The sequence below is a fragment of the Amphritea sp. GJ51-11 genome (assembly GCF_055808735.1).
The window spans coordinates 1,578,178-1,602,005 of sequence record NZ_CM147881.1; the positions used below are offsets into that span (position 1 = coordinate 1,578,178).

The following is a 23,828-nucleotide window of genomic DNA, read 5'->3' on the forward strand; positions in this document are numbered from 1 at the left end:
AATGACAGCCTGTCGGAGCCATTATGCTGAACATGGATTTTACCCAATCAGTGACCATTGATACCCAACAGCAGCCTTGGATTGCCAGTCCTAAAGCTGGCGTGTGGCGCAAGCCCTTGGCCCGTGAAGAAGCCGAGCAGGGGCACGCCACCAGTATTGTGCGTTATGATCCGGGGGCGTCTTTTTCATCCCACGGCCACCCTAAGGGTGAGGAGATTCTGGTATTGCAGGGGGTCTTCTCGGATCAGACGGGGGATTATCCTGCGGGCACCTATTTTCGTAACCCGAAGGGATTTAGCCATGCACCTTTTAGCCAAGAGGGTTGCATCATTCTAGTGAAGTTGTATCAATTTCAGGCGGATGATACCGAGCATCGGGTGGTTCAAACAGCGGGAGCGCAGTGGTTGCTGCACAACGCTTCACTCGAACAACTGATGCTGCATCAACACCGTGGTGAGCAGGTCTTTATGTACCGTAGTCAAGCCGAAGTCGGAGTTGACTTAAGGGCGGCACAGCAGGGGTTGGAAATCTATATTATCCGGGGTGAGTTGACTGAGAATGGTCAGCACTTTGCGGCGGGGTATTGGTTACGTCGTGGGGATGGCAGCCGGACTTATCAGTTGAGTGCTGATGCGCTGATCTGGGTAAAGATTAATCATTTTTAATGGTGGCTCTCGCGAAGCGATTTTCGGGCTTGCCCGGGGCTGATATTAAAGCAGCGTTTAAAGGCACGCGAAAAGCTGGAAGCGTCAGAAAAACCCAGTTCATTGGCCAGCATGGTGAGGGATATATCGCTGTTGTGTAAGAGAAAACGGGCCCGATGCATACGCCGTGACAGCATATACTGCTGCGGTGTCTGGCCAAAGGCTTGCTGGCAAAGGCAGTAAAAATGACTTTCGCTAAGGTTCATCGCTTGGGCAAGAGTACGGTTATCCGGTGGCGTTGCTAGGTGTTGATCGATGTACTGATTGAGCTGTTGCTGGTTTAATCGAGGGTGTTGACTAGATGTTGTACTGCTCGAATATTGTTGGCATAGCTGGGTCATAAACAGGGTGATCAGCTGACAGTTGATCTGATATCTGCTTTGTTGATTCATCGGTTGTTCGCTTTTAGTTAACTGCAGGGCCGCAAACTCCAGCATCGGCAACATCTCGGGTGCTAGGCTGATAAACGCCGGAGCATTTAAAATGGTGGCTTTAAATGACAGGTTACAGCTTTGCTCAAGAGCCTGAATATAAGGGTCTGCCGGCGCAAGGTCGATCACCAATAGTTCACTATGATCATTTAATCCACTGAATAGATGCATCTCACTTTGCGGTGCAATCGCCAGCTTACCGGATGATACTTGACCGCTAGTTTGGCTAAACACACAGTCTGTTTTACCTTTTAAACCAATCAGTATCTGGGCAAAGTCATGTAGATGTTCTCCCTGTTGGCGAGCAATATGATTACGGCGAGCAAGACTTTGTTTCATGCCATTGTGTTCCGAGTTAATGCGTTGAGGGGCAGAGCTTGAGTCAAAAAAAGGGTAGTTTGGGTCAAGTTTTTCCTGTTGATTGCGGTTAACATAACTTAAAACCCGGTGAGAAGAGAAGCTGATATGCAATTGAATGCAACTGACATCCGTAAAGCATTACCTTGGGATCGCTTAATCGAAGCACTTAACGATATTTTTACCAAAGCGGTGTGTGCACCGGTGCGTCATCATCACAGTATCAACGTACCCAATGATCCTCAGGCAACCTTGCTGCTGATGCCGGCATGGTTAGAGGGTGAATATCTAGGGGTTAAGTTAGTCAACGTCTTTCCGGGCAATAATCTTCGGGGGCTGCCCGGGTTAAATAGTCACTATATGCTGTCTTCAGGTAAAACCGGACAGCCGTTAGCGCAGTTAGATGCCAATGAGTTAACCGCTTTACGTACTGCTGGCGCATCCGCAATGGCTTCGGGCTTTCTGTCCCGTGAAGATGCCTCGAGTCTACTGATGGTTGGTGCCGGCAGAATGGCGAGGTACCTGATATCGGCACATATGAGTGTTCGGCCGATTCGTACCGTGCGTGTTTGGAATCGCAATGAAGCCGCTGCCAAGGCGCTGGTGGACGAGTTACTCGCAGAGGGGGTAAATGCACAGCTATGTCCCGTAGCGCAACTGGAAATCGCTGTGGGACAGGCAGATATTGTCAGCTGTGCCACCATGTCAACGGCACCCTTGGTGCAGGGGGCGTGGCTAAAGTCCGGCGCGCACCTAGATCTGGTGGGGAGTTTTACGCCGACCATGCGGGAAACGGATAATACCGCGATGCAGCGCTGTCAGGTATTTGTCGATGTCCGAGCCGGCGCCTTAAGTGAAACCGGTGATCTGATTATACCGATCCGGGAAGGGGCGATTACCGAAACCGCTATTCAGGCTGAGTTTAGCGAACTGTGTCGTGGTGATCATCTAGGCCGAGCCGCGCTGGATGATCCTCTGAACGCCATTACCCTGTTTAAGTCAGTAGGGGATTCGCGGGAAGATCTGGCTGCCGCCGTGTTGGCTTACCAACAGGCCGGTGGTACTGAATAAATACTAAACAGTGGCCTTCGGCGCAGAAAATACGTTGTCGATGGCTGTGTGATGGGCTATTTAGCTTAGTGATGCACCTAGGGTGTTGTTTGCTTTTGGTTTACACGATGTAAAGAGGTCTTGAATGGTGTTGTCTGTAGCGATTCGGAAAGATAAGCCCATGACAGGTTCTATGGCGGTGGTTGGGGCTGGTGTGGTGGGTTTGAGCTGTGCCCTTGAGGCGCAGCGGCAAGGCCTGCGGGTCACCTTGTTTGATCGTGATGCCCCCGGTTTAGGGGCCTCGTTCGGCAATGCTGGCTATCTAGCAACCGAATTGATCGAGCCGCTTTCCAACCCCGCGACCTTGCGCTCAGCACTGTCATTGTGGCTTAACCCTAAAGGGCCACTCGCCTTACCGTTACGATATTTGCACCGTATAGCCCCTTGGTTGCTGCGCTTTGTTATGGCCGCCCGGCCTCAATCATTGCAGCGCAGTCGTGCCGCCTTATTGCAACTTAATCGGGAATCGATTGCTGCTTGGCAACGTAGCCTTGAGGATATCGGAGCCCCTGAGCTGCTGGTTAAATCCGGTTATCTGTTGGTTTGGGAGTCGGCGGATACCCAGGCGGCCGAACAACACCAGAGATGGTTGAATGACCATGGTATTCAGACCGAGTTGGTGCAGGGGGCGCGATTATTAGAACTTGAACCCGCGTTGGCTAAACAGTTGCATCATGGGCTGTACTTTCCGGATGCCTATCGGGTGAGCGATCCCTATGATCTCTGTCAGCAGTTATTTGCCACGTTTATGGCACGCGGTGGCGAATTTATTCAACAGGCGGTAACCGAGTTAACACCCACCTCTGATGATGTCGCCGTGACGAGCGAGAACGTGGATTACCATTATGATCATGGTTTAGTCTGTGCCGGTGTTTGGAGCCGTAAACTGCTGAGTCAGGTTGGTCTTGAGGTGCCTTTAGAAGCTGAACGGGGCTATCATCTGACGATTCCTTCAGCGGCTTCATTATTGAATCATCATATCGGCTCTGCGGAACGTAAGTTTGTGATGGGGCCCCTCGATAGCGGCTTACGCATCGTTGGGATGACCGAATTGGGAGGGGTTGAATTACCATCGATTAAGCGTCGCTTTGAGGTCTTGCGGCATCATAGTCGGCAACTGTTACCGGATTTAAATGCTACCTCGTTGACCGAGAGTGAGTGGATGGGGCATCGCCCGACTCTGCCGGATTCATTACCGGTGATTGATCAGCATCCGGATTATGCGCGCTTATGTTTTGCCTTTGGTAATCAGCATTTAGGGGTTACTCAAGCGGCAATCACCGCAGAGCTTATGTTGCAGTTAATACAGCAGCAAGAGAGCGTAATCGATAGGACGGCGTTTAAGGTAACGCGTTTCTGATCTTATCGGCAGGGTTTAGGCGGCTGACGTATAGTCTAAGACCGTTGTTATAAAAGGTATCGCTATGAAACAGTTATTGTTGGTGGCTAACGGGCCATCAGAAAATACCCGCCGAATGGCCGAGGCAGTGCTACGTGGAGCCAATCATGACGATATTGATGCGGTGCAGTGTCGTTGGTTGGAGCCTCTAAACGCCACGCCGGCTGATCTTTTAGCCTGTGACGGCGTTATTCTTGGCACCACCGAAAACTTGGCTTATATGAGCGGTGCGCTGAAAGACTTTTTTGATCGTTGCTACTATCCCTGTTTGGAGCAAAAGCAGGGGTTGCCTTGTGCCCTCTATGTGCGGGCAGGCCATGATGGCACGGGAACTTGCCGTGCCGTGGAAACCATCTGTACTGGATTGCGTTGGCACTGGATTCAACCACCCTTAGTGTGTCGAGGTGATTGGGATGAGGCATTTTTACCGCAGTGTGAAGCGTTAGGCATGACGATGGCGGCGGGTCTCGATATGGGTATTTATTGATCTGTATGCGTGTGTTTGATCAGAAAATATGCAAATCTTATTGTGCGCTGCACAATGGATGCATTATACTTAGGTCTGTATATTGATCCGTCAGGAGACTCGCAAATGAAACAATCGGTGTTTACCGGAATAGAGTGTGATGATCGTCGTATCGCCAGTGAACTACAAGCGATGGGTTATTACGATGAGTGTGGCAGCGACCAGAAGTCGACCATTGGTACGTTGTTTGAAGCGCTGAGTAGTTTTGTCACCTGGATGCGCTGGAAAGGCGAAGTCGGTGTTTATGGTTGCCGCGTTGGGGCTGATTATGCCCGTTATATGGAAGCAAAAGTTAACGCTTAAGCGCGTTGTTTTGCTACGATTAAAACCGCTTTTTTGAGCGGTTTTTTTTCGTCTGTTATATTTTTTCTACTTATTATCCACGTTATTTTATTTTCAAACTTATGTTTGACTCCTCCGTTTTTTATCCTAAGCTGCCTTTACCTGTTACGAACAGGCGTTTAAAAAAGTACCGTTATAGCCGTCCTGGATTATAAGAATTTAATTAGTATCTTTTATGGGAATTTCCATTATGGCTGAAATATCACGTCGTTTTGAGTGGGTATATCATGCATCAGGAAAGTTATCAGGTAAGGGTATTGGGCATCGGCAATGCCGACGTGCTGTCGATCGGGCGGTTTCATCAGCGTCTTGGCTTAAGCCGGCAGGATTGCATTCGTCGCATTTTGACCGCCCCCTCTATTTTGCAAACCGAACTGGATATCGATAGCGCCGCCGAGATGGTGAGTGTGCTTAAAAGCGCTGATCTTCCCTGTGATCTTTTACCTCAAAGTGAATCCTGTTTATCCCCACCTGAACGTTTTGAACTCGCCGTTTATATTTCTGATTTTACCCATATCACCGCATTTATTACCGACCTCGCGCTTTTTACCGGACAAAGCAGTGAAGCACTATTAGGTTGCCTCAGTAAAACGCCGGCCATTATTTTAGGCAGCCTGTCTGAAGCGGTTGCGAGTGAATTAATCACCCGCTTTAGTAAGCCGGGTATTGAGTTGATGAAGTCATGCAGTAATACGGCAAAGTATACTGTGGTTGCTTATGCCCCCGGTGGTGATCAGAGCCTAATTGCTTATTATCGAGATTTTGGCTTGCTGCCGGCGGGCGGGCAACCGCAGCAGACTCAATGTTGGCAATTGACCGATCTCAGTTTGCAGCAAGCGCAAGGGTTATGGCAAAAAGCCAATGAGTTGCACCTGCCTTTGGTGATTCATAATCAGGATTATTATCGTTTTGATCTGCTATTACGTTCGGTGCCTGCGGATGCTCAACAGCAACAGAGCATATCCGCAACTTTATGCTCACAACTGAATATTCCTCTTCATCTGCATCCTCGTTTGTTTACTAATCTTCCTATTATCTTAAAACGCTCCGCTGCAATGGCGGATGCTGAGCCGGTAATGAATGCGCTGGTGGCGCAGGGCTGCTCAGTGACCGCTGAGTGGATCGGTGGCATTCGTTTTAATTTGCTGTTTGACAATATCAGTGACGCACCGGTGCAACGGGCTCGGCTAGAAAAGCTCTGCACCGCCATTATGGGTCGCTCAGTGTCTTTTAGGGAAACGACGGATGGCTGGTCCGTGAAGGCGGATGCCAATCTTCATCAAGGGTTGTGGATTCAATATGAAGCTGGTCAGTCTGGCATTCATTGTCGCTTAATGAGGAACGACCATGAGTAATACATCGATTCCCAAAATAAAGCTGGAGGTTGTGCTCCAGGAGGTTGGTAAGAAATTACGACGGCAACAATATGATGCCGCGCTGCTGACTTTGCAAAAACTATTGCAAGCGGGGATGGCGCAGCAGTTCCCATTGATGCTGCAGCGCTATATCTCAGAGCTAGTGTTCGAATGCTTAGAGCAAGCCGGTGAAGATGAAGCTGCACTGGATTATTGCCAGCGTGCCATTGCCGAATATGAAGGCCAAGCGGAAGTAACCGCGATGTCCGAGGCGGTGCAAAATGATCTGGCGGTGTTGAAGTTTCGTCGGATCTGTTTATTGGTCAAGTTGGATCAGCATCAGCAGGCCCGAGATGAGGTTGCCGAGTATCAGCAGTTGAGCGCTGTGGCGGACACGACGCGTTATAGCAAAGCATTTACACGCATTCTGAAGTATTCCAAAGCAACCAAAAATCAGTTGTTAAAAGAGCAGAAGCGGATGGGTTCGTTTCAGCTATCACAACAGTTAATTGTGTCAGGTTAATTCAGAGAGGTCAGGGAGATGAATTTTGATAATCAGGTAGCTGGGATGACGCCGGGACAGGCGTTGATGGATGTACCTATCCCTAAGTTAATTGAAAATACAGCGAAGGCGATAGCCGCCGCGCAATATGAACTCGATTCGACTTCGGTTCGGGCGGCCACCATGCTGAGCGAAACCAGGGTGAGCTTCAACGATGTTGATGGTACGTCTCGGGAGCGTAGCCTGCTGGAGCTGGGCTTTATTCCGCAGTTCTATCATTTTAAAGAAACGGAGATGGAGTTTAAGGTGACGATCTCGGTACGGGTGGAAGCCGGTATCGACTTTGGTGTTGAAGCCGGGCTCGGCAGCACCGAAAGCGCCGGATTACCGGTGGCCTTTGCCGGCACTATCTCCTTCGATCTACACCATAAATATGAGTTTGATATGGAAGCGGTATCGCGGATTAAAACCACCATGAAGTCGATTCCGCCACCGCAAGCATTTTTGGACGCTATTCGTAACCACGCGGCTTCTGGCGGCGGCACGATTTCCGCTCCAGATGGCCCGGCACCCATGCCGGATCCGGTTGATCCTGAACCAGCTAATCCGGATCCCGCTCCAGTGGATCCCGTTGATCCCGTTGATCCAGTAGATCCAGTAGATCCAGTAGATCCAGTAGATCCAGTAGATCCAGGCTAACAGAGGATAGTGCGATGTCGAACAGCAAAGTGATGGCTTCATTAGAGAAATCACCGTTGCCGGGGCTCTTAACGCAGCTAGGTACTGCGATCGCATCGGCTCAGCGAGCGATGGATAGCAACTCTATTCAGATGGCGATGCAATTGGGTGATGCAGAAGAACATGGTGTCGATATTGGTGATGGTGAAAAGGTGTCACTCATCTCGCTGGGCTTTGCGCCGGTGTTCTATCACTTCAATGAGGCGACGATCGATATTCGTGTGTCATTATCGACATCGACCACCACGGAAAGCAAATTTGGCACTTCTGCAACTGTCGGTGGCGCGGTCTATTTCGTGATGTTTGCCGCTACTGTGAGTGCCGAATTTAGTAATAAATACAGTTTTTCATCCGAGGCCAGTAGTTCGATTACGGCACGGATCTCATCGATTCCACCGCCTAATGCATTTCAAAACTGGATTGCTAGCAGGCAGCAGGCAAACCCGCCTATAGAAACGGAATAACGCTTACTTAACAACAGCTACAGGGCTAGCAAGGAGTTAACTATGTCGATCGGTCAGGACTTACTTAATGTCCCCATGGGGGAGATGATCAGGGAGATGGCATTTGCCATTGCCGATGCGCAGTACGAACTGGATGAAGCCAGTATCCGTGTGGCGCAGATGATGGGAGGACGTGTACCTATTCTCGATGAAGCGGGCACGGTTACCGGTACGGAGGATTCACGCGTTTATTTTGGCACCGATGCTGATGGTAAGGCGCAGAAGGTGAGTATGTTGGAACTGGGTTTTTCACCGACTTTCTATCAATTCACCAATAATATTATTGAAGTCAAAATCGCCATCAAAATAACCCGGGAAAGCTCTTATACCCGGAACACGAAAACGACCGGTACTAAACGCAGCAAACCTGCATTTGGTGGCTTTTTCGGCGGTAGCTCAAAACTTCGCACCACCACCGTAGATGCAACCTATGCCAGCAAATATAGCTATAGTGCCGAGGGCGCGAGTTTACTGCGGTGTAATCTAGTGCCGATTCCACCGCCTGCTATTTTTGAAGAACGGGTGAGAGAGCTGTTCGATACTGAGGATGAGGCAGAAGCGTAAGACTGCAACCTAAAGGAGAATAACGATGGCCAGACCAAGTATTGGACGCGAACTGAGTGATGTTCCCTTTGGGGAGATGATTACCAGTATGGGACTTGCAATTGCAGAGGCCCAATATGCGATGGATGAAACTAGCCTTAGACTTGCCCAGATGATGGGCGGTGAATATGAGGTGCCAGAAGTCGATCCCGTGACCGGTGAAGTCACCACGGTCACGAAAAAATCGCTGGTTAAATTTGATGGTGAAGAGATGTCGCTGCTAGAGCTGGGATTTACGCCCACTTTCTATCAGTTCACCGAATCACTGATCGAAATAAAAGTCTCGATTAGCTTCACGCAAAGTTCGGAGTTTGAGCGTAAATCATCGACCAAAACCATCAGTGCGATGGCAGGTGGCTTCTTGGGAATGGGCATGGCACGGGCGAGAACCACCTCGGTTAGTGCTCGCTATGCGAACAAATTTAACTACAGCGCAGAGGGATCGAGTTTGATGCGGACGAAGATTCTACCGACGCCGGCACCGGCGGTGCTTGAAGAGCGTATCCGCGCCATCGTGGAGAGAAATAAAGCGGCAGATGGTTAATCGGGCACTGGACTTATGGACTTAGTCGTCAACATGATGAGGTTATCGAATGTCGAGCGAATACCTTGATTGGACAGCCTTAGCATCGGCTTCGGAGTCTTCGGCCGACTCGCTTGAAGGCGTGCTTGAGGTTAGTCCACCGGCAGGAGCCTCCATCGCTGAATCGTTGCCGGAGGCTGAGCAGCGTTCACTGACTGATTTGTTAGCGATGGAGAGTGTTCCGGATGAGTTAAAGCAGCTAGTTAATCGACAGCAAGCACTGGAACAGCAGTTGAATGAGCTCACCGGGCATACGGTGGCTCCTGATTGGAATGAACAGCGTTTTTCAATGCCCCAGCATACCGCTGAATCACGCTTAGCAGATAAGCAAAAGGCGCAACGGCATGAGTCATACCGCAGTCGAGTGAGGCGGCAGATTTCGCAAAAGGCGTTATCGCGTTTACAGCTAGATCGGGGGATGCAGGAGGCTGAGTTAGCACGGCAGGAGAAGTTAAAACAGAAAAAGCGTCAGGCGTTACAGTGGCAGCATCGCTTATCGCAGCTTGAGCAGGATAAACGTCGAGTTCAACGAGCCAACGCACAGATGCGTGTGACAGAACGTGAACGGCAGCGAGCGCAAAATGATCTGCGTCAGCAGTTGATCTTGAAACAGGCTTTGCAACGGCGCCAAGCGTTGATTAAAGCTGCGCTGCTTGAAAGTCATAAACGACAGCGTTTAGAACAAGCGTGTTTAGCTGAACGGCAAGCATTGCAACGCTGGCAAGTGCAGCGGGATCGGCAACTGCAAGCTCAGGCGCAATCGCTCTTAGAGGCGCGGGCAGCGGCGAAGCGCCAGAACGATATGTTAATGGAACAACAGGCAAGGGCTGAGGCGAAGCGTGAACAGCGCCTAGCAGTGCTGGCACAGGAACGGCAAGTTGAACGACTAGAAGCGCGCAGACGCCTAGCGCAGCAGGAAAAAAGCTTTTTTTAGTTGATCAGTACCAGGAGATATTTGAATGGATGACGTAGCTAAAGGGCAAAACCTGGATGACTTTCTGATCAATCTGGCGGAGGGTCTGAGTAAGGCGCAAAGTCGGTTGAATCAGTCCCCGGTGATGAATGCTATGGGTCAGCAAAGTATGGTTTATCACATCCCGCGTATGGAGTTTGAGCTGAAGTTGCAGATGACCACGGCGAATAGCACACCGGTGGGCTCTGGACGCACGTCCTCCCGTCTGGCAAAAGCTAAATTGCAATTTCTGCCGGTCAAAGGGTCACAACAGCAGAGCAGCAGTTCTGCTACCAGCATTATTAAAGGGGTGATGGTTGCTGCGCCGCTCGACTCAACAGTGCCGCAAATCCAATTAAGCCTCAGTGTCGAGAGATTATCGGCGCGTAAGGCTGAGGTTAAGGTGTTTGCATTAACAACCGCAGATGCTTCGCTTAAGGGGGCCGTGGTTGAATTGAATATTGATCGAGAGCTGTCGGCAAAAATGGGTAAAAGCGCCCTTAAACCCTCGACTCGATTGGAGCGCGCCGCACTTGTGTTAGATGAGGAGGGTTATGCCAGCGCGGGCTTGGTGATTTCAAACCAAGAGGCTGAAGGGCAAATTATAGCGCTGATAGCGGACCTCTTTGGACAGTCTCAAACGTTATTGTATCGCTTTGAACAAGGACGATAATTTATGGCTACCAAAATTAAAGCCGTGTTACGAGATAGCAACAACAAGCCATTGGTCAATACGGATGCTCAGCTGTTTTTTTATACCATGAACGGTGGAGTAACGGCCGTTGCCTCCGGTAAAAGTGCAGCTAATGGTGTGTTGAATATGGTTTGCGGTAGCCGCTTTAGTGGCTTTCTGCCGCGGGTGTTGCTCAAAGTGAAGCTGAATAGCCAATGGGTGAACGCCAGCAATACACCTAAAACCTATAGTCAGCAAACCATCGATTTCGGCATAATAAAATTAAGCCATGAGCCAGTGATCACTTTAGCATCGACGGTTCTCTATAGTATTCCTACGGGCACTATTAATAAGGCGTCGAGTATTAGCGCGGCTGAGACGAAAAAACTCAAGTCATTGGAAACCCAAAATCTCAAGCTGGATGAAGAAACGAAAAGCCTAGCCCTACAGTTGCGGCGTCAGGAGCAGAGCCGTAAAACCCTCGAACGAGAATTGGAGACGCGGCCAACACTACAGATGCTCAATGCTGAGAAAACCCAGGTGACACAGTTAAAGTCACAACTGAAACAACGGGATGATCAGATCAAACAGTTGGAGCGGGGTAGTGGTCAGCTGAGTGAACTATCCCGACAACTTGAATTAAAAGAGGAGCAGCGTAAAAAGCTTGAGATAGAACTGCAAAAAAGGCCTAGCGTCGATGGTTTAATCGTTGAGCGACGGCGGGTTGCTGAACTTCAGAGCCAACTGCAACAAAAAGATAACCGAATCGGCGAGTTGGAAGGCTTGGTTCAGCGCGGTGGCGAGGTTGTGCCGATTAAAGCGAAAACAGTTAAAAGCGAAGACCTTATTTTTTCTGCCTCGGAGGCGATCTCCCGCGCTAGCAATAAACTGGCGAAGCAGGGGGGTATCGTATCAGTAAAGCGAGTGTTGATCTGAAAGTCGTTGCGGCGGCCAACCAGACCGATCTGATGCTGTTTGAAACCGCCGATGATCTTGCCCGTATCCCCTCAAATTGCTTTGGTAATGTACGCTTTGATCTCAATTTGGATGATGCGGATAGTCGCGCGGATCAGGCGGAAAGTGACTTTAAAATGCCGGATGTGAGTGGTTATACCCGGCAGTTGGCAGAACGAAAATTGGACGGCTTGCAGGATCAGTTGTTCTGGTATGAGCAGCAGCTCTCTGAAAAAGATTCCTTTTCGGCGGGGCAAATCATTAGTCAGCATCCTAAAGCAAACACCTCATTGCAACCTGATACTCAGATTATCCTGATTGTCGGTATTTGAGTCTCAAGGAGACGGTTATGGCAGAGAATCCTTTTACCAAAGTACTGGCGACGCCGCTGGGCGATATGATCGCGGAGATGGGTATCGGTGTCGCGCAGGCTCAGTATGCGATCGATGTGAAAACCATCGAAAATCTAAAGCAGATCTATAGCCTCGACGATGAGCTACTCAAGGAGATGCGGCGGATTGGTTATCGTCCTACTTGGTATGTAATTCCCGAAGCGGAAGCGGAAATCAGTATGGCGTTGACGGTGCAGCAGTCGATCGGCAGTGACCGAAAGGTTAAAACCGAGATAAAAGGCACAACCGTCGATGCCAGCTATCAGAATCAATATGATTTTAAAATCGAAGGTGCGAGTAAGTTAAAACTAACCTTTAGGCCTGTACCCGCGCCGCTTGAGATCGACAATATGCAGGTGGTGCCATTGCTTTCGGGTATTCCTTTAGGGGAGGCAAAAGTGCTGCTTGAGAAAATAGGCATCGAGTTTAAAGTTGCACCCGCCAATGCCAAAGATTCAGCTATTGTGTCTTCGACAAAGCCGGTGGCGGGAGCCTTTATTGATGCGGGTAATGTGGTCACGGTAGGCGTTTAAGCGTCGTAGGAGTCTAATATGAGTAACGGTGGTCAGCAAATTGAATCGCTACTAAGGCGGGTGTCTCAGCAGCAGAATGCCCCTGCAGGTGAGGCATTTGACCTACAAAATCCCATTGCAGGAGGGCTAGGGCGAGTTGGCTCTGTCAGCCTGAGTAATAATAGCCAGCAAAATCAACAGGGCTTCAGTAGCTTAATTGCGAGTCTACGGATGCTGCGTGATATGCCGGGGCTTAATGGGCAACAGATACAGCAAAACTTACAGCAGCAGGGGGCTTGGCCCGATCCTGAAACGGTACCTATGCCGCCGATCGATGAGCGCTTTAATATCCAGCCTGAACCATCGGATGACGATGATGCGCCAGATTAAACCACTTACGGATAAACGCATTCATTCGGTGTAAGTCTGTCTGGAAAAAGATTAAGTGTCGGTGGTGGGTATCTGCCAGTGGCAAGGGAGCAAACATATGTGTAATGACGTCTGTGAAGTGACCAGTCCCGGCACTGATATAAGCGAAGAGTTTGCCTGTGTCAGTGATGCGGTCAATTATTCTGAAATTTATAATCAGCAGATAGAGGATGTGCGTCATGCTGACCGAAATGAACGCACCCGGATTGCCGGCGTCTTTCTTTATCGGATCGCTAACTTTAATTATCCTCTGGTGCGGGTTGAGTTGAGTTCCTATAGCGAAGCCCATGGGCGACCGACGATCGGCGCTTTAGCGGAGATGCTCAAATTGGATCGAAGGACATTGTTTAGCCATATTTTAAATTGGCACAATGGACCTAATGGCTTTATCAGAGCGAACCTTTATCGTCGTTATGTGGGTGGCGATGCGGTTTCCGTTGAGGAACAAACGGCGGCCTTAAGGGCCGTTATGAATGGCGATGCAGCGGCAGGAACGCCCCGCTATCATCGCTGGAGCTTGCCTGTTGGTGGCAATTATCGACTGATTCTGCCACGCACTGAAGCGCTAGAGCAGGAAGTGGCGCTGAATCGCACGGCACTGGTGTCGGCAGACATTCAGCAACTCAGCTCGTTATTGTTGGCTGAAATGGATAATGCAATGGCAAAAGCTGAACGGGTAGCGACAAATCAGCAGGCGCTTGGACGTATTCTTCAGCCCTATAAGCAGGAGTTGGGTGGACTTGAACTGCTCATGGAGTTTATTAATCTAGCCGAGGCTAATCCGGAGTCGGCCTATTCTGCGTCCGAACAGAGCAAAATAGATACCTTACAAACGAAACTCACGACGCTTAAAACATACGCAGAAGAGACTCTAGGCAGGGAGCCGACTCAGAGAGCCCGTTTACTGCAACAGGCTATCCGCGGAGATACCGACAGTTTATATGCGATGTTAGAGGGGAGTAGTCGTCTCAATGATTTGCTGGCTCAGGCATGTAATAGCGACACGATGATTAGCAGTCGTTTCATGCATGATATCTACCGTAAATTGGGTGCCTGTTATCGTGTTATTGCTACCAGTAATCATGCAGAAACGATGATTACTGATCGCTTACAACCCGCTCTGGAGATGATTGTTAGCGGTGAATGGCGTAGCTTTGCTAACCCTTCATGTCTAGCAACGGTGGCCGCTAAGATTAGTGTTGTACCTACCATTGCAGGTAATCTGCCGGGGCCTCCTTCGCTATTGATGGTGGTCATGGAAGCATCGATGCCAAAGATGATTCAGATGGCTTCTTTAGCGCCCAGTGCTGGGCGTATTTTGCGTGACCTTATCGTTGAGGTGACCGCTGAGTTAATTGGCATGGTGGGATCGAATAAAGGTGAATTGATTCGACGTCTAAGCTCATCTGACCCGGAAGAACTTTTGCAGGTGAAAGCGTGGAGTCGAGGTGTCGTCAACTCTGAAGTGATGAGTAGCCCTGGCTGGGGCGTGTTTATGTCGATGATCACCGGCATACTATTTCTTAACGCCTTCGTTAGCGCGGCTACCACGACGACCGATAGTATGATTACCCGAATCCGTTTATGGGGCGATACGATTGCTCAGTTTTCTGGTTTTGCTAACTCCCTAATTCAGGCGCTACAGCGTTTTAAATATGTTCAACAGAGTGTTATCGGCAGTGGTTCAGCGGGTGCGGCTGCCACGGCACGCGTTTTAGGTGTTATCGGTTCATTGGCCGCCATTGCATCCAGTAGTGCGATGATGGCAGAGGAGCATAGAACCCGAGATTATGCAGGCATGACGGTAGCAGGCTTTGGTTTAGCGAGCGGTATTCTGAGTCTGGCTGGATTTATGTTATGGATGTCAGCAGGCACTATTGAAGTTCCACCGTTGGCTGCGGTGTTGTTTGTGGCTGCTCTCATTGCAGGTCTGGTGGGCGCGATTATTGGCTTCTTTACTTCGGATAGCAATAGCGAGGCTTTAGTCGAAGGGTTGGTTGAGCATCTTGGCGGCGCAGCACAGTTTTCTCATCGACTAGGCAGTGATGGTCGTTTAAATACCTATTTTGAGGATGTGAGACGCTATCATCATACGGCTACGATTAAAGACTTGCGCAGTAGTGCTCGCACCGCTTTAAACTATCTCTTCGGTCTTGATCAGTTAACGGATGCGGACAAACGTGAACAAACCGAAGAGTTGATAGAAGCATTAATCGCTTAGTTGGAAGGGCGATGTTTGCGCTTGAGTTGCTGAAACAATACACCACTGATAATGAGTATCAACCCCACCACGGTAGAGATCATCACGGGCTCGTCGGCGAGGGTCGATAATAATATCAGCGACAGAGGTGGCGACAGGTAAACGAGGTTGCTCAGTTGGGCGGTGTTGTCGGTCATTCTCATGGCTTGCATCCAGAGGAGGAAGGCAAAGCCCATCTCAAAGGTGCCGATATAGATACCGCCAGCCACCGCTTGCCAAGGCAGAGCGGTGACCTGGCCCTGAATCAGCATTAACACACTTAGCACCGGTAAGCTCAGGCCAAAACAGAGTAGCAGTGAAACGACCGCATCACGTGGGTTGCGGGTGTTGAGAATCCAATAGCTGGCAAAGAACAGCGAGCTGCCGACGCCAAGGATAACGCCGAGTGGATTTTTGAAATCCAATGATAGCAGGTTGCCTTGGGTGGCGATTACGATCACACCGCTGTAGGCCAAAATAATGCTGATCATTTTTTTGAGGGTGAACGTTTGCCCTAGGAAAGGCACGGCCATGATGCTCAAAACGACCGCCCAGGTGTAATTTAATGCTTGTGCCTGCTGGGCCGGAAGTAGGTCATAGGCGGCAAATAGAATGAGGTAATAGAGGGTCGGGTTGAGTAGTGCCAGCAGCATAAAATAACCGGCCGATTGTTTCAGATACTGCCTCGCTAATGGCAGTTTTTGTTGCCAGATTGTCGCGCATAGGAGAATAACAAAGGACGTTGCCACGGCAATCCAAAGCATCTGTAAGGGGCTGATCAACGCCAGTGTTAGTTTAAAGGCGGTGGCAACGGTCGACCACATAAGCACCACTGCAAGTGCCAAAATAAGAGACGTTCGGTTCACTGTCGCTACTCTGTATTAGATCGTTGGAGAGGTATATTGAGCGCTACATTGATAGCCTTAGGGCCGCATCATTAGCGCTACGCTACGGGGTGCTATAAACGTCTATTTTAGAGCAACTTAGCTTCAATATCTTTGATGTCTTCCATGACCACAAAGGTGCTGGTTTGAGTCACATAGGGTAGCGAAGAAATCTTCTCTCCAAGAACTTCCCGATAGGATTCCATGCCGGTGGTACGTACCTTAAGCAGGTAGTCAAAATTAGCCGCGACCATATGGCACTGTTCGATCTCTGGAATCTCTCTTACGGCTTCATTAAAGGCCTGCAATGCTTTGGTTTTGGTATCACTGAGTTTTACCTGAACAAAGGCGACATGCTTGGTGCCTAATTTCTTTTGATCAACCAGCGCGATATAGCCAAGAATATAGTCTTGTTCTTCCAGTCGCTTCATACGGATTTGGCAAGGGGTCTTAGACAGGCCAACACGGGATGCTAGTTCGGTGACGGTAATACGGGCATTCTTCTGCAGCTCGCGCAGAATAGCCATATCAAGTTTATCCAGTTTATCCATAATATTTTATTGTTCTGGTTGTTCGTTTGTGTAAAACATCGTTATGAGAAGGATACGGCTATAAAAAACAAAAATACAGTGAAAAAGACTTCTATTCTTTTCCTATACTTTGTCATTAACTGATATCAATCGAATTTTGTGCCTATCCTGTTATTGTCGGGATAACGTTATCGTGGGTATCTGCACAACCGTGCGGTCGTTTGGCCGTTGTTTGAGCCGATACAGGGAATAATAACAATCCGGTACCTGCCGGACGTAGCGAAAGCTACCTGGAGTCTATACAACATGCATGATTTAGTGGGTCTGACCAAGTCACAGATTATTGATCTACTCAGCGAAAAGCTTTGCGCTCAAGTGAGCAAGAGCTTGCAACCGTCGATGCAACTATTTACCGAAAAGTTTTTTAGTGTTGCCGCACCGGAAGAGTTACAGAGTCGCTCACTGGAGTATCTTTACTCGACGGCGTTGTCTTATTGGCAACTAATGCAAGACTACAAAGCCCCTGCACCGGATGTTCGTGTGTTTAACCCAGACTATGAACAGCACGGTTGGCATTCTAACCATACGGTCATTCAAGTACATAATGTCGATGTGCCGTTCTTGGTAGACTCGGTTAGGATGGAACTTAACCGTCGCGAGCTGGGCATTTTGACGATTAATAACTGTGTGCTGGCCTGCGAGCGTACTAAGACCCACAAGTTAAAAAGCCTTAAGCGCGCCCGTGAACGGGATGAAAAATCTCAGGTTGAGTCGCTGATCTATCTCGAAATCGAACGTCATTCATCTCAAGAAACTTTGGACGAATTACGTGACGGCCTGCTGAAAGTGTTGGCCGATGTTAAAGCGGTGGTTGATGATTTCACCCCCATCAAGGAGAAAACCCTCGAGCTTAAAGAGGAGTTACGTCTTCGTGATGCTAATAGCCCCGAAATCAAAGAGACACGTAAACTGCTGGACTGGTTACTGGATGAGAACTTTATCTTCCAGGGCTATGAAGAAGCGGTGATTCGTCAGCAAGAGGGCAAAGTCTTTGTTGATATGGTTGAAGGCTCACAACTAGGTACTCAGCGTCATTCGCTTAAAAGCCAAGAGTTGAGTCAGTTAGAGCAGCAGTTTGTCTTGGCCGATAACTTGGTCATGTTCAGCAAAGATGTGGTGCGTTCAACCGTGCATCGCTCGGTGTATCGTGATCTGATCATTATTAAACGCTTCGATGATCAAGGTCAGGTGTGTGGTGAATGCCGCATTTATGGTTTGTATACTTCGACCGTCTTCCTGACCAACCCGTTACGGATTCCGGTTGTACGGCTAAAACTGATCAGCATCCTCACCGAATGTGGTTTCGAGCCGGGCGGACATAGCCATAAGGCTTTGGTACAAATCCTCACGGATATGCCTCGTGAAGAGTTGATCCTAGCGAAAACCAGTGATCTGAAACAAACCAGCATCGGTATCTTTAACATGCAGGAACGGCGGCGGGCGTGCTTATTTGTGCGCCAAGATGCCAGTAAGCGTTTCTACTCCTGCTTGTATTATATTCCCCGTGATTTATACACCACTAAACTGCGTAATTCGGTACTTAGCTTGCTGTACAAAGGCTTGCATGGGCGGGATTATGAAGCCAACTCTCAGATATCCGATTCGGTGCTGTCGCGAACCCATTTTGTTATTTATGGCGACCCCGATCAGCAGGAAAAGGTAGATCTCGATACAATCGAGGCCAAAATCCTAGAGATCTCCCGTTCTTGGGATGATGATCTGAATATCAGCCTGATCGAAACCTATGGTGAAGAGAAGGGTAGTCGGTTTGTTAACCGCTTTAAAGGTGGTTTCAGTTCGGCTTATAAAGAAAATTTCTCTACTGGGAACGGTGTTTACGATCTACAGCACATCTCATATTTGCAAGCGCAAGATGACATTGCGATGAGCTTCTATCGCTCGTTTGAAGAGTCTGATGGGATACTCAAGTTTAAGCTGTTCAGTGTTGATCATCCGCTGGTGCTGTCTGATGTGATTCCATTGCTGGAAAACCTCGGTTTGAAAGTCATGAGTGAGCACCCCTATGTAGTTACCGACCGGGATGCCAAACAGTTCTGGATCAGTGATTTCCGTGTTAGCTATGACCGCCAGACGGTGGTCGAGTTGGATAAAGTTAAAACCATTTTGCAAGAAGCTTTTGCCAAGGTCTGGGATGGTCAGGCGGATAGTGATGAATTCAACCGACTGGTTATTGCTGCGGGTATTAATTGGCGAGAAGTCGCCATGCTGCGGGCCTACGGTCGTTACATCAAACAACTGCGTTTCGGTTTCTCTCAGCCTTTCCTTGCGGATGTGTTGGTGCGTAATGTTGATATTAGCCGCCAGTTGGTTGAGCTGTTTCGTTGCCGCTTTCAGCCGGGTAAGCAGGATGCGGCTAAAGAAGAAGCTATCGAGCAAAGCATTCTGAATGCCTTGGAAAGTGTTAGCAGTCTGGATGATGATAAAATTTTACGCCGCTTTATGGTGATGATTAAAGCCACTTTGCGAACCAACTTTTATCAGCAGGTTGAGGGTGCCGATAAAGCTTATTTCTCATTCAAAATTGATTCCCAGTCGATTCCGGATATCCCACAACCTAAACCTAAGTTTGAAGTGTTTATCTATTCTCCGCGGGTTGAGGGTGTTCATCTTAGGGTCGGAAAGGTTGCCCGGGGTGGTCTACGTTGGTCCGACCGAATGGAGGATTATCGTACCGAAGTGTTGGGTCTGGTGAAGGCGCAGCAGGTGAAAAACTCGGTGATCGTGCCGATGGGGGCTAAAGGTTGCTTTATTTGCAAGCGGATGCCTGATACCAATGATCGTGAAGTGATTCAAGCCGAAGGTATCCAGTGCTACAAAACCTATATTCGTGGGCTTTTGGATATTACCGATAACCTCGTCGCCGGTGAAGTTGTTCATCCTAAAGATGTAGTGCGCCACGACGAAGACGATCCTTATCTGGTGGTTGCTGCCGATAAAGGGACGGCGACCTTCTCTGATATCGCCAACTCCATTTCCGAAGAGTATGGTTTCTGGTTAGGTGATGCGTTTGCCTCTGGTGGTAGCCAAGGCTATGACCATAAAGGTATGGGTATCACCGCTCGGGGCGCATGGGAGTCGGTTAAACGTCACTTCCGTGAACAGGGCATTAATACCCAAGAGGAAGCGTTCACCGTTATCGGTATCGGTGATATGGCCGGGGATGTGTTTGGTAATGGTATGTTGCTCTCTGAAAAGATCAGTTTGGTGGCAGCATTTAACCATATGCATATCTTTATCGATCCAGAACCTGATCTGGCGAGTGCGTTTGCAGAACGTAAGCGGATGTTCGCATTGCCGCGCTCCAGTTGGGCCGACTATAACAGTCAGTTAATTAGTCAGGGGGGCGGTTTATTTTCCCGTTCGGCTAAATGGATTGAGATTACACCGCAGATGAAGGCGCGGTTTGCGATTACTGAAAACCGTTTGGCACCGAACGATCTGATCAATGCCTTGCTAAAAGCACCGGTGGATATGCTGTGGAATGGCGGCATTGGCACCTATGTGAAAGCCACGCAAGAGAGCCATGCGGATGTGGGCGATAAAGCGAACGATAACCTGCGAGTGAATGGTTGTGAGCTGAGATGTAAGGTGCTGGGTGAGGGCGGCAACCTTGGCTTTACCCAGTTAGGGCGGATTGAGTTTGCGCTGAATGGTGGTTCATCCAATACCGACTTTATCGATAATGCCGGAGGGGTTGATTGTTCCGACCATGAAGTGAACATCAAAATTCTGCTAAACGAGCTAGTTAGTCAGGGCGATATGACCATGAAGCAGCGTAATCAGCTGTTACGGGACATGACCGATGATGTGTCTGAGCTGGTGCTTAAGAATAACTATCGTCAGGCCCAAGCGCTGAATATTGCCGAAACGGTCGCGCAGGAATCATTGGATGATTACATTCGCTTAATTAAGAGCTTGGAGCGTGAGGGCAAGCTCAATCCTGAACTCGAGTTTCTGCCAACAGAGAAACAGCTGCAGCAGCGACGGGAACATGGCAAGGGGTTAACCCGTCCTGAACTGTCAGTACTGATCTGCTATGCACGAATCGAACTGAAACAGGCACTGATTAACTCTTGGCTGACCGAGAATCAGGGTTTTGCTAAAGAGATGGAAACCGCTTTTCCCGCTCGTTTGCTGAAGGAGTTTCCAGAGGCGCTGCATAATCATCGTCTGCATCGCGAGATTACCGCCACTCAGATCGCTAATGATCTGATCAACCGGATGGGAATTACTTTCGTTAACAATCTTAGCTCTGCTATTGGTGCTAGCTATGCCAATATCGCCGCGGCCTATATGGTGGCCCGTGAGATATTTAATATCGAAGCGCAGTGGCAGCAGATTGAATCATTGGATAATCAGGTACCTGCGGAGTTGCAGGTGGCGATGATGAAGGACCTGGTTCAACTGCTCGCCCGAGGCACCCAATGGTTGTTGCGACATCACCGTGATGGTTTGGATATGCAAAACTGTCTTGACGTGTATAAACCAGCTATCGATCAGGTGGTCATTTCTGACGAACAGATCCATAAAGTGATTCCGGCTGATCGACTGCAAGAGAAGTATGACCGGTATACGGACGTTGGTGTTCCGGGGAAACTTGCTGCATTCTGCGCCGCCAGTGAAAACATCTACTGGTTGTTGGATGTGATCGATGTCGCGCGGGAAACCAATGAAGATGTTGAGCAGGTTGCAATTACTTACTTCGGTGTAGGCACCAGCTTGAATCTAATTTGGTTGGATAAGCAAATCCGTCAGTTCAGTGCTATCAACCATTGGCAGGCGTTGGCGAAAAATAGTTATCGGATCGAGCTGGATAATCAGCACCGAGCGTTAACGCTTAAAGTGCTGCAGTCAGGTGATACGGGCAGCAGTGTGGAGCAGCGATTGGCGCGTTGGGAAGAAGACCGAGCCGCACAGATAGCGCGTTGGCACTATACCCTTAAGGATATTCAGAACACCAAGGTAATTGATTCTTCAATTTTCTCAGTGGCACTGAGTGTGTTGTTGGAATTGAGTTAAGCGATTCAATGCTCTGAAACGCCTAGCAGATAAGGGCGCTGTATTCGGGGTAATGTGGCATAAGGCAAAACATGAAAGCGATTCAGAGATATTTTCTGAATCGCTTTTTTTTATGGTTTATAAAGTCATATCTACCTAGAAAACGGAATATAAGTACGTATTTGTAATAGCTGTTGCTGAATATAGACATAATCTTTCTTAATGCTGCGTAAAAAAGGTAAAAAGTCTAGCGGTTGTTCTGTAAGCTTGCCCGTTCATTTGGCCATGCTTCGATCCGCTTCTTTGTGTCTGTTTTTCGGTGAAAACAAGGCGACTCAAAGGGGTTTATAACTTCAGGGTTAATGCTGTAAGTGTGGTCAGCTATAAAAAAAGACCAGCGGGAAATCGCGGTACAATATAATAACGATGAGGTTTACTGAATGGTAATTACGATTACTTTTATCATCTATCTGATACTGATGTTAGCGATTGGTGTAGTGGCTTATCGCCGAACTCAGGATCTGTCTGATTATGTTCTGGGTGGGCGTAACCTAGGGCCTATTCCAAGTGCTCTGAGTGCCGGAGCATCTGATATGAGTGGCTGGTTGCTGATGGGTTTACCCGGCTATGCGATGGCGGCAGGGTATGGCTCTTTTTGGTTGGCGGGTGGCCTGCTGGCCGGTACATGGTTGAACTGGTTGCTGGTGGCGCAACGTCTGCGGGTTTATTCTCAGCAGGCCGGTGATGCGCTGACACTGCCGGCTTATTTTGAAAAACGTTTTCACGATACCAGTCATACCCTACGCGTCGTATCGGCATTTTTTGTGTTGGTCTTTTTCCTGTTTTACACCAGTTCGGGTTTAGTGGCCGGCGGTAAGCTATTTGAAACTGTGTTTGGTTTTGATTACAGCATTGCTGTTATTGTCGGTGCAGTTGCGGTTATCTCTTACACCATGTTTGGTGGCTTCTTGGCGGTTTCGTGGACCGATGTAGTGCAAGGCCTACTGATGGTTGGTGCGCTGGTGATGGTGCCACTGGTGGCGATTGGTGAACTCGGTGGTATTGACGCCACGCTTGCTGCGGTTGAGTCGAAAAACCCAGAGTTGTTGGATATGTTTACCAATAAAGATGGTAGTGCTATTACGTTGATCGGCACACTGTCGCTATTGGGCTGGGGGCTGGGTTATTTCGGTCAACCCCATATTCTGGCGCGCTTTAAAGGTATTAAGAGTAAAGACTCTGTGCCTGCTGCGCGTCGTATCGCGGTTGTTTGGAGTGGCATCTCAATGTCCGGTGCTTGCCTCATCGGTTTGGCTGCGATTGGTTACCTGCCGGAAGGTTTGGGCGATCATGAAACCGTATTTATGGTCATGGTGAATACACTGTTCCATCCTGCGGTAGCGGGTATTCTGCTGGCGGCTATTCTGGCGGCAGTGATGAGTACAGCGGATTCTCAGTTGCTGGTGTCCTCTTCTGCATTAGCAGAAGACTTCTATAAAGCACTGTTTAATAAAGAAGCGACCCAAGAACAGTTGGTACAAGTAGGGCGTATTGCTGTGATTGTTATCGCCTTGATCGCCACGTTCCTCGCTCTAGATAAAGATTCCAAAGTATTGAGTCTGGTATCTTACGCTTGGGCTGGTTTTGGGGCCGCCTTTGGTCCTGCGCTGATCATGTCACTGTACTGGAAGCGGATGAACAAGGCCGGTGCGCTCGCAGGTATTATTGTCGGTGGCGTTACCGTGGTCGTTTGGAAGCAACTAACCGGTGGTTGGTTTGATGTCTATGAGATCATTCCCGGTGTCGTTTTTGCTTTCATTGCGGTTATTGGTGTGTCTTTGTTTACTGCACCGCCTATTCGAGCCATTGAAGAGCGATTTGAGAAGGTATTAGTCGAGCTGAAAAGCTAAGCAAGCTGTCTGCCTCCCGGTGTTAATTTATTAATACCACACGATAGTTCGTCGTTTGACGGGATATCGACCTATACTCATTATGATGAAGCCTCGCTATGCGGGGCTTTTTCATGTCCTA

Annotated in this window: 23 protein-coding genes; 20 read left to right on the top strand and 3 right to left on the bottom strand. The window is 48.9% G+C overall.

The window, feature by feature from the left end:
* Positions 1-23: 23 nt before the first annotated feature.
* A complete protein-coding gene (locus AC0L4K_RS06850) occupies positions 24-665 on the top strand; it encodes a cupin domain-containing protein (protein WP_417225345.1) in 642 nt (213 codons plus the stop codon).
* Here AC0L4K_RS06850 and AC0L4K_RS06855 read toward each other — a convergent pair.
* Positions 662-1,474, bottom strand: coding sequence for an AraC family transcriptional regulator (locus AC0L4K_RS06855; RefSeq protein ID WP_473268719.1), 813 nt, complete (start codon positions 1,472-1,474; stop codon positions 662-664). The genes AC0L4K_RS06850 and AC0L4K_RS06855 overlap by 4 nt on opposite strands.
* A gap of 126 nt (positions 1,475-1,600) precedes the next feature.
* Between AC0L4K_RS06855 and lhpI the strand changes: the two genes are divergently transcribed.
* The 17 genes from lhpI to AC0L4K_RS06940 all read left to right on the top strand — a co-directional run bounded on the left by lhpI (position 1,601) and on the right by AC0L4K_RS06940 (position 15,286).
* Positions 1,601-2,563 (top strand): bifunctional Delta(1)-pyrroline-2-carboxylate/Delta(1)-piperideine-2-carboxylate reductase, encoded by a 963-nt coding sequence (gene lhpI / locus AC0L4K_RS06860; protein ID WP_473268721.1) that lies wholly within the window; start codon positions 1,601-1,603, stop codon positions 2,561-2,563.
* A 160-nt stretch (positions 2,564-2,723) separates the two neighbouring features.
* Positions 2,724-3,962, top strand: coding sequence for an NAD(P)/FAD-dependent oxidoreductase (locus tag AC0L4K_RS06865; RefSeq protein WP_473268722.1), 1,239 nt, complete (start codon positions 2,724-2,726; stop codon positions 3,960-3,962).
* A gap of 64 nt (positions 3,963-4,026) precedes the next feature.
* Positions 4,027-4,488, top strand: coding sequence for a flavodoxin family protein (locus AC0L4K_RS06870; protein WP_417225352.1), 462 nt, complete (start codon positions 4,027-4,029; stop codon positions 4,486-4,488).
* A 105-nt stretch (positions 4,489-4,593) separates the two neighbouring features.
* Entirely contained in the window at positions 4,594-4,830 is a 237-nt protein-coding gene (locus tag AC0L4K_RS06875; RefSeq protein ID WP_417225354.1) for a hypothetical protein, read from the top strand.
* 266 nt (positions 4,831-5,096) lie between these two features.
* Positions 5,097-6,224, top strand: a complete 1,128-nt coding sequence (locus tag AC0L4K_RS06880; RefSeq protein WP_473268723.1) for a hypothetical protein — start codon at positions 5,097-5,099, stop codon at positions 6,222-6,224.
* On the top strand, positions 6,217-6,747 hold the full coding sequence (locus tag AC0L4K_RS06885; protein WP_417225358.1) for a hypothetical protein: 531 nt from the start codon (positions 6,217-6,219) through the stop codon (positions 6,745-6,747). The genes AC0L4K_RS06880 and AC0L4K_RS06885 overlap by 8 nt, the downstream gene beginning before the upstream one ends.
* Before the next feature lie 18 nt (positions 6,748-6,765).
* Positions 6,766-7,425 carry a hypothetical protein gene (locus AC0L4K_RS06890; RefSeq protein WP_473268724.1) on the top strand — a complete coding sequence of 220 codons (660 nt, stop codon included), beginning with the start codon at positions 6,766-6,768 and terminating at the stop codon, positions 7,423-7,425.
* A gap of 14 nt (positions 7,426-7,439) precedes the next feature.
* Positions 7,440-7,928: a hypothetical protein gene (locus AC0L4K_RS06895; protein ID WP_417225362.1), complete on the top strand. Its 489-nt coding sequence runs from the start codon at positions 7,440-7,442 to the stop codon at positions 7,926-7,928.
* Between the two features lie 42 nt (positions 7,929-7,970).
* Positions 7,971-8,531 carry a hypothetical protein gene (locus AC0L4K_RS06900; RefSeq protein ID WP_417225364.1) on the top strand — a complete coding sequence of 187 codons (561 nt, stop codon included), beginning with the start codon at positions 7,971-7,973 and terminating at the stop codon, positions 8,529-8,531.
* Positions 8,532-8,556: 25 nt separating this feature from the next.
* Positions 8,557-9,114, top strand: a complete 558-nt coding sequence (locus AC0L4K_RS06905) for a hypothetical protein (RefSeq protein ID WP_417225366.1) — start codon at positions 8,557-8,559, stop codon at positions 9,112-9,114.
* 49 nt (positions 9,115-9,163) lie between these two features.
* Positions 9,164-10,087, top strand: coding sequence for a hypothetical protein (locus AC0L4K_RS06910; RefSeq protein WP_473268726.1), 924 nt, complete (start codon positions 9,164-9,166; stop codon positions 10,085-10,087).
* Positions 10,088-10,112: 25 nt separating this feature from the next.
* A complete protein-coding gene (locus AC0L4K_RS06915) occupies positions 10,113-10,778 on the top strand; it encodes a hypothetical protein (protein WP_473268727.1) in 666 nt (221 codons plus the stop codon).
* A gap of 3 nt (positions 10,779-10,781) precedes the next feature.
* Complete coding sequence (locus AC0L4K_RS06920; RefSeq protein WP_473268728.1) at positions 10,782-11,714, top strand: hypothetical protein; 933 nt, start codon at positions 10,782-10,784, stop codon at positions 11,712-11,714.
* 32 nt (positions 11,715-11,746) lie between these two features.
* Positions 11,747-12,064 (top strand): PASTA domain-containing protein, encoded by a 318-nt coding sequence (locus AC0L4K_RS06925; protein ID WP_473268729.1) that lies wholly within the window; start codon positions 11,747-11,749, stop codon positions 12,062-12,064.
* A 17-nt stretch (positions 12,065-12,081) separates the two neighbouring features.
* Positions 12,082-12,657, top strand: coding sequence for a PASTA domain-containing protein (locus AC0L4K_RS06930; RefSeq protein WP_473268730.1), 576 nt, complete (start codon positions 12,082-12,084; stop codon positions 12,655-12,657).
* 18 nt (positions 12,658-12,675) lie between these two features.
* Positions 12,676-13,026, top strand: coding sequence for a hypothetical protein (locus AC0L4K_RS06935; RefSeq protein ID WP_417225376.1), 351 nt, complete (start codon positions 12,676-12,678; stop codon positions 13,024-13,026).
* Positions 13,027-13,123: 97 nt separating this feature from the next.
* Positions 13,124-15,286 (top strand): hypothetical protein, encoded by a 2,163-nt coding sequence (locus AC0L4K_RS06940; RefSeq protein WP_473268731.1) that lies wholly within the window; start codon positions 13,124-13,126, stop codon positions 15,284-15,286.
* Here AC0L4K_RS06940 and AC0L4K_RS06945 read toward each other — a convergent pair.
* Positions 15,283-16,170 (bottom strand): DMT family transporter, encoded by an 888-nt coding sequence (locus AC0L4K_RS06945; RefSeq protein WP_473268732.1) that lies wholly within the window; start codon positions 16,168-16,170, stop codon positions 15,283-15,285. The genes AC0L4K_RS06940 and AC0L4K_RS06945 overlap by 4 nt on opposite strands.
* A gap of 107 nt (positions 16,171-16,277) precedes the next feature.
* Positions 16,278-16,739 carry an Lrp/AsnC family transcriptional regulator gene (locus AC0L4K_RS06950; protein ID WP_417225382.1) on the bottom strand — a complete coding sequence of 154 codons (462 nt, stop codon included), beginning with the start codon at positions 16,737-16,739 and terminating at the stop codon, positions 16,278-16,280.
* A gap of 285 nt (positions 16,740-17,024) precedes the next feature.
* On the opposite strand from AC0L4K_RS06950, the gene AC0L4K_RS06955 reads away from it, so the two are divergent.
* Complete coding sequence (locus AC0L4K_RS06955) at positions 17,025-21,818, top strand: NAD-glutamate dehydrogenase (RefSeq protein ID WP_473268734.1); 4,794 nt, start codon at positions 17,025-17,027, stop codon at positions 21,816-21,818.
* A gap of 419 nt (positions 21,819-22,237) precedes the next feature.
* Positions 22,238-23,707: a sodium/proline symporter PutP gene (gene putP, locus AC0L4K_RS06960; protein WP_417225386.1), complete on the top strand. Its 1,470-nt coding sequence runs from the start codon at positions 22,238-22,240 to the stop codon at positions 23,705-23,707.
* Positions 23,708-23,828: the final 121 nt, after the last annotated feature.

Bases quoted from the DNA above. Each gene is read 5' to 3' on its own strand.
- AC0L4K_RS06850 (WP_417225345.1), top strand. From the start codon at position 24: ATGCTGAACATGGATTTTACCCAATCAGTGACCATTGATACCCAACAG.
- AC0L4K_RS06855 (WP_473268719.1), bottom strand. From the start codon at position 1,474: ATGAAACAAAGTCTTGCTCGCCGTAATCATATTGCTCGCCAACAGGGA.
- lhpI (WP_473268721.1), top strand. From the start codon at position 1,601: ATGCAATTGAATGCAACTGACATCCGTAAAGCATTACCTTGGGATCGC.
- AC0L4K_RS06865 (WP_473268722.1), top strand. From the start codon at position 2,724: ATGACAGGTTCTATGGCGGTGGTTGGGGCTGGTGTGGTGGGTTTGAGC.
- AC0L4K_RS06870 (WP_417225352.1), top strand. From the start codon at position 4,027: ATGAAACAGTTATTGTTGGTGGCTAACGGGCCATCAGAAAATACCCGC.
- AC0L4K_RS06875 (WP_417225354.1), top strand. From the start codon at position 4,594: ATGAAACAATCGGTGTTTACCGGAATAGAGTGTGATGATCGTCGTATC.
- AC0L4K_RS06880 (WP_473268723.1), top strand. From the start codon at position 5,097: ATGCATCAGGAAAGTTATCAGGTAAGGGTATTGGGCATCGGCAATGCC.
- AC0L4K_RS06885 (WP_417225358.1), top strand. From the start codon at position 6,217: ATGAGTAATACATCGATTCCCAAAATAAAGCTGGAGGTTGTGCTCCAG.
- AC0L4K_RS06890 (WP_473268724.1), top strand. From the start codon at position 6,766: ATGAATTTTGATAATCAGGTAGCTGGGATGACGCCGGGACAGGCGTTG.
- AC0L4K_RS06895 (WP_417225362.1), top strand. From the start codon at position 7,440: ATGTCGAACAGCAAAGTGATGGCTTCATTAGAGAAATCACCGTTGCCG.
- AC0L4K_RS06900 (WP_417225364.1), top strand. From the start codon at position 7,971: ATGTCGATCGGTCAGGACTTACTTAATGTCCCCATGGGGGAGATGATC.
- AC0L4K_RS06905 (WP_417225366.1), top strand. From the start codon at position 8,557: ATGGCCAGACCAAGTATTGGACGCGAACTGAGTGATGTTCCCTTTGGG.
- AC0L4K_RS06910 (WP_473268726.1), top strand. From the start codon at position 9,164: ATGTCGAGCGAATACCTTGATTGGACAGCCTTAGCATCGGCTTCGGAG.
- AC0L4K_RS06915 (WP_473268727.1), top strand. From the start codon at position 10,113: ATGGATGACGTAGCTAAAGGGCAAAACCTGGATGACTTTCTGATCAAT.
- AC0L4K_RS06920 (WP_473268728.1), top strand. From the start codon at position 10,782: ATGGCTACCAAAATTAAAGCCGTGTTACGAGATAGCAACAACAAGCCA.
- AC0L4K_RS06925 (WP_473268729.1), top strand. From the start codon at position 11,747: ATGCTGTTTGAAACCGCCGATGATCTTGCCCGTATCCCCTCAAATTGC.
- AC0L4K_RS06930 (WP_473268730.1), top strand. From the start codon at position 12,082: ATGGCAGAGAATCCTTTTACCAAAGTACTGGCGACGCCGCTGGGCGAT.
- AC0L4K_RS06935 (WP_417225376.1), top strand. From the start codon at position 12,676: ATGAGTAACGGTGGTCAGCAAATTGAATCGCTACTAAGGCGGGTGTCT.
- AC0L4K_RS06940 (WP_473268731.1), top strand. From the start codon at position 13,124: ATGTGTAATGACGTCTGTGAAGTGACCAGTCCCGGCACTGATATAAGC.
- AC0L4K_RS06950 (WP_417225382.1), bottom strand. From the start codon at position 16,739: ATGGATAAACTGGATAAACTTGATATGGCTATTCTGCGCGAGCTGCAG.
- AC0L4K_RS06955 (WP_473268734.1), top strand. From the start codon at position 17,025: ATGCATGATTTAGTGGGTCTGACCAAGTCACAGATTATTGATCTACTC.
- putP (WP_417225386.1), top strand. From the start codon at position 22,238: ATGGTAATTACGATTACTTTTATCATCTATCTGATACTGATGTTAGCG.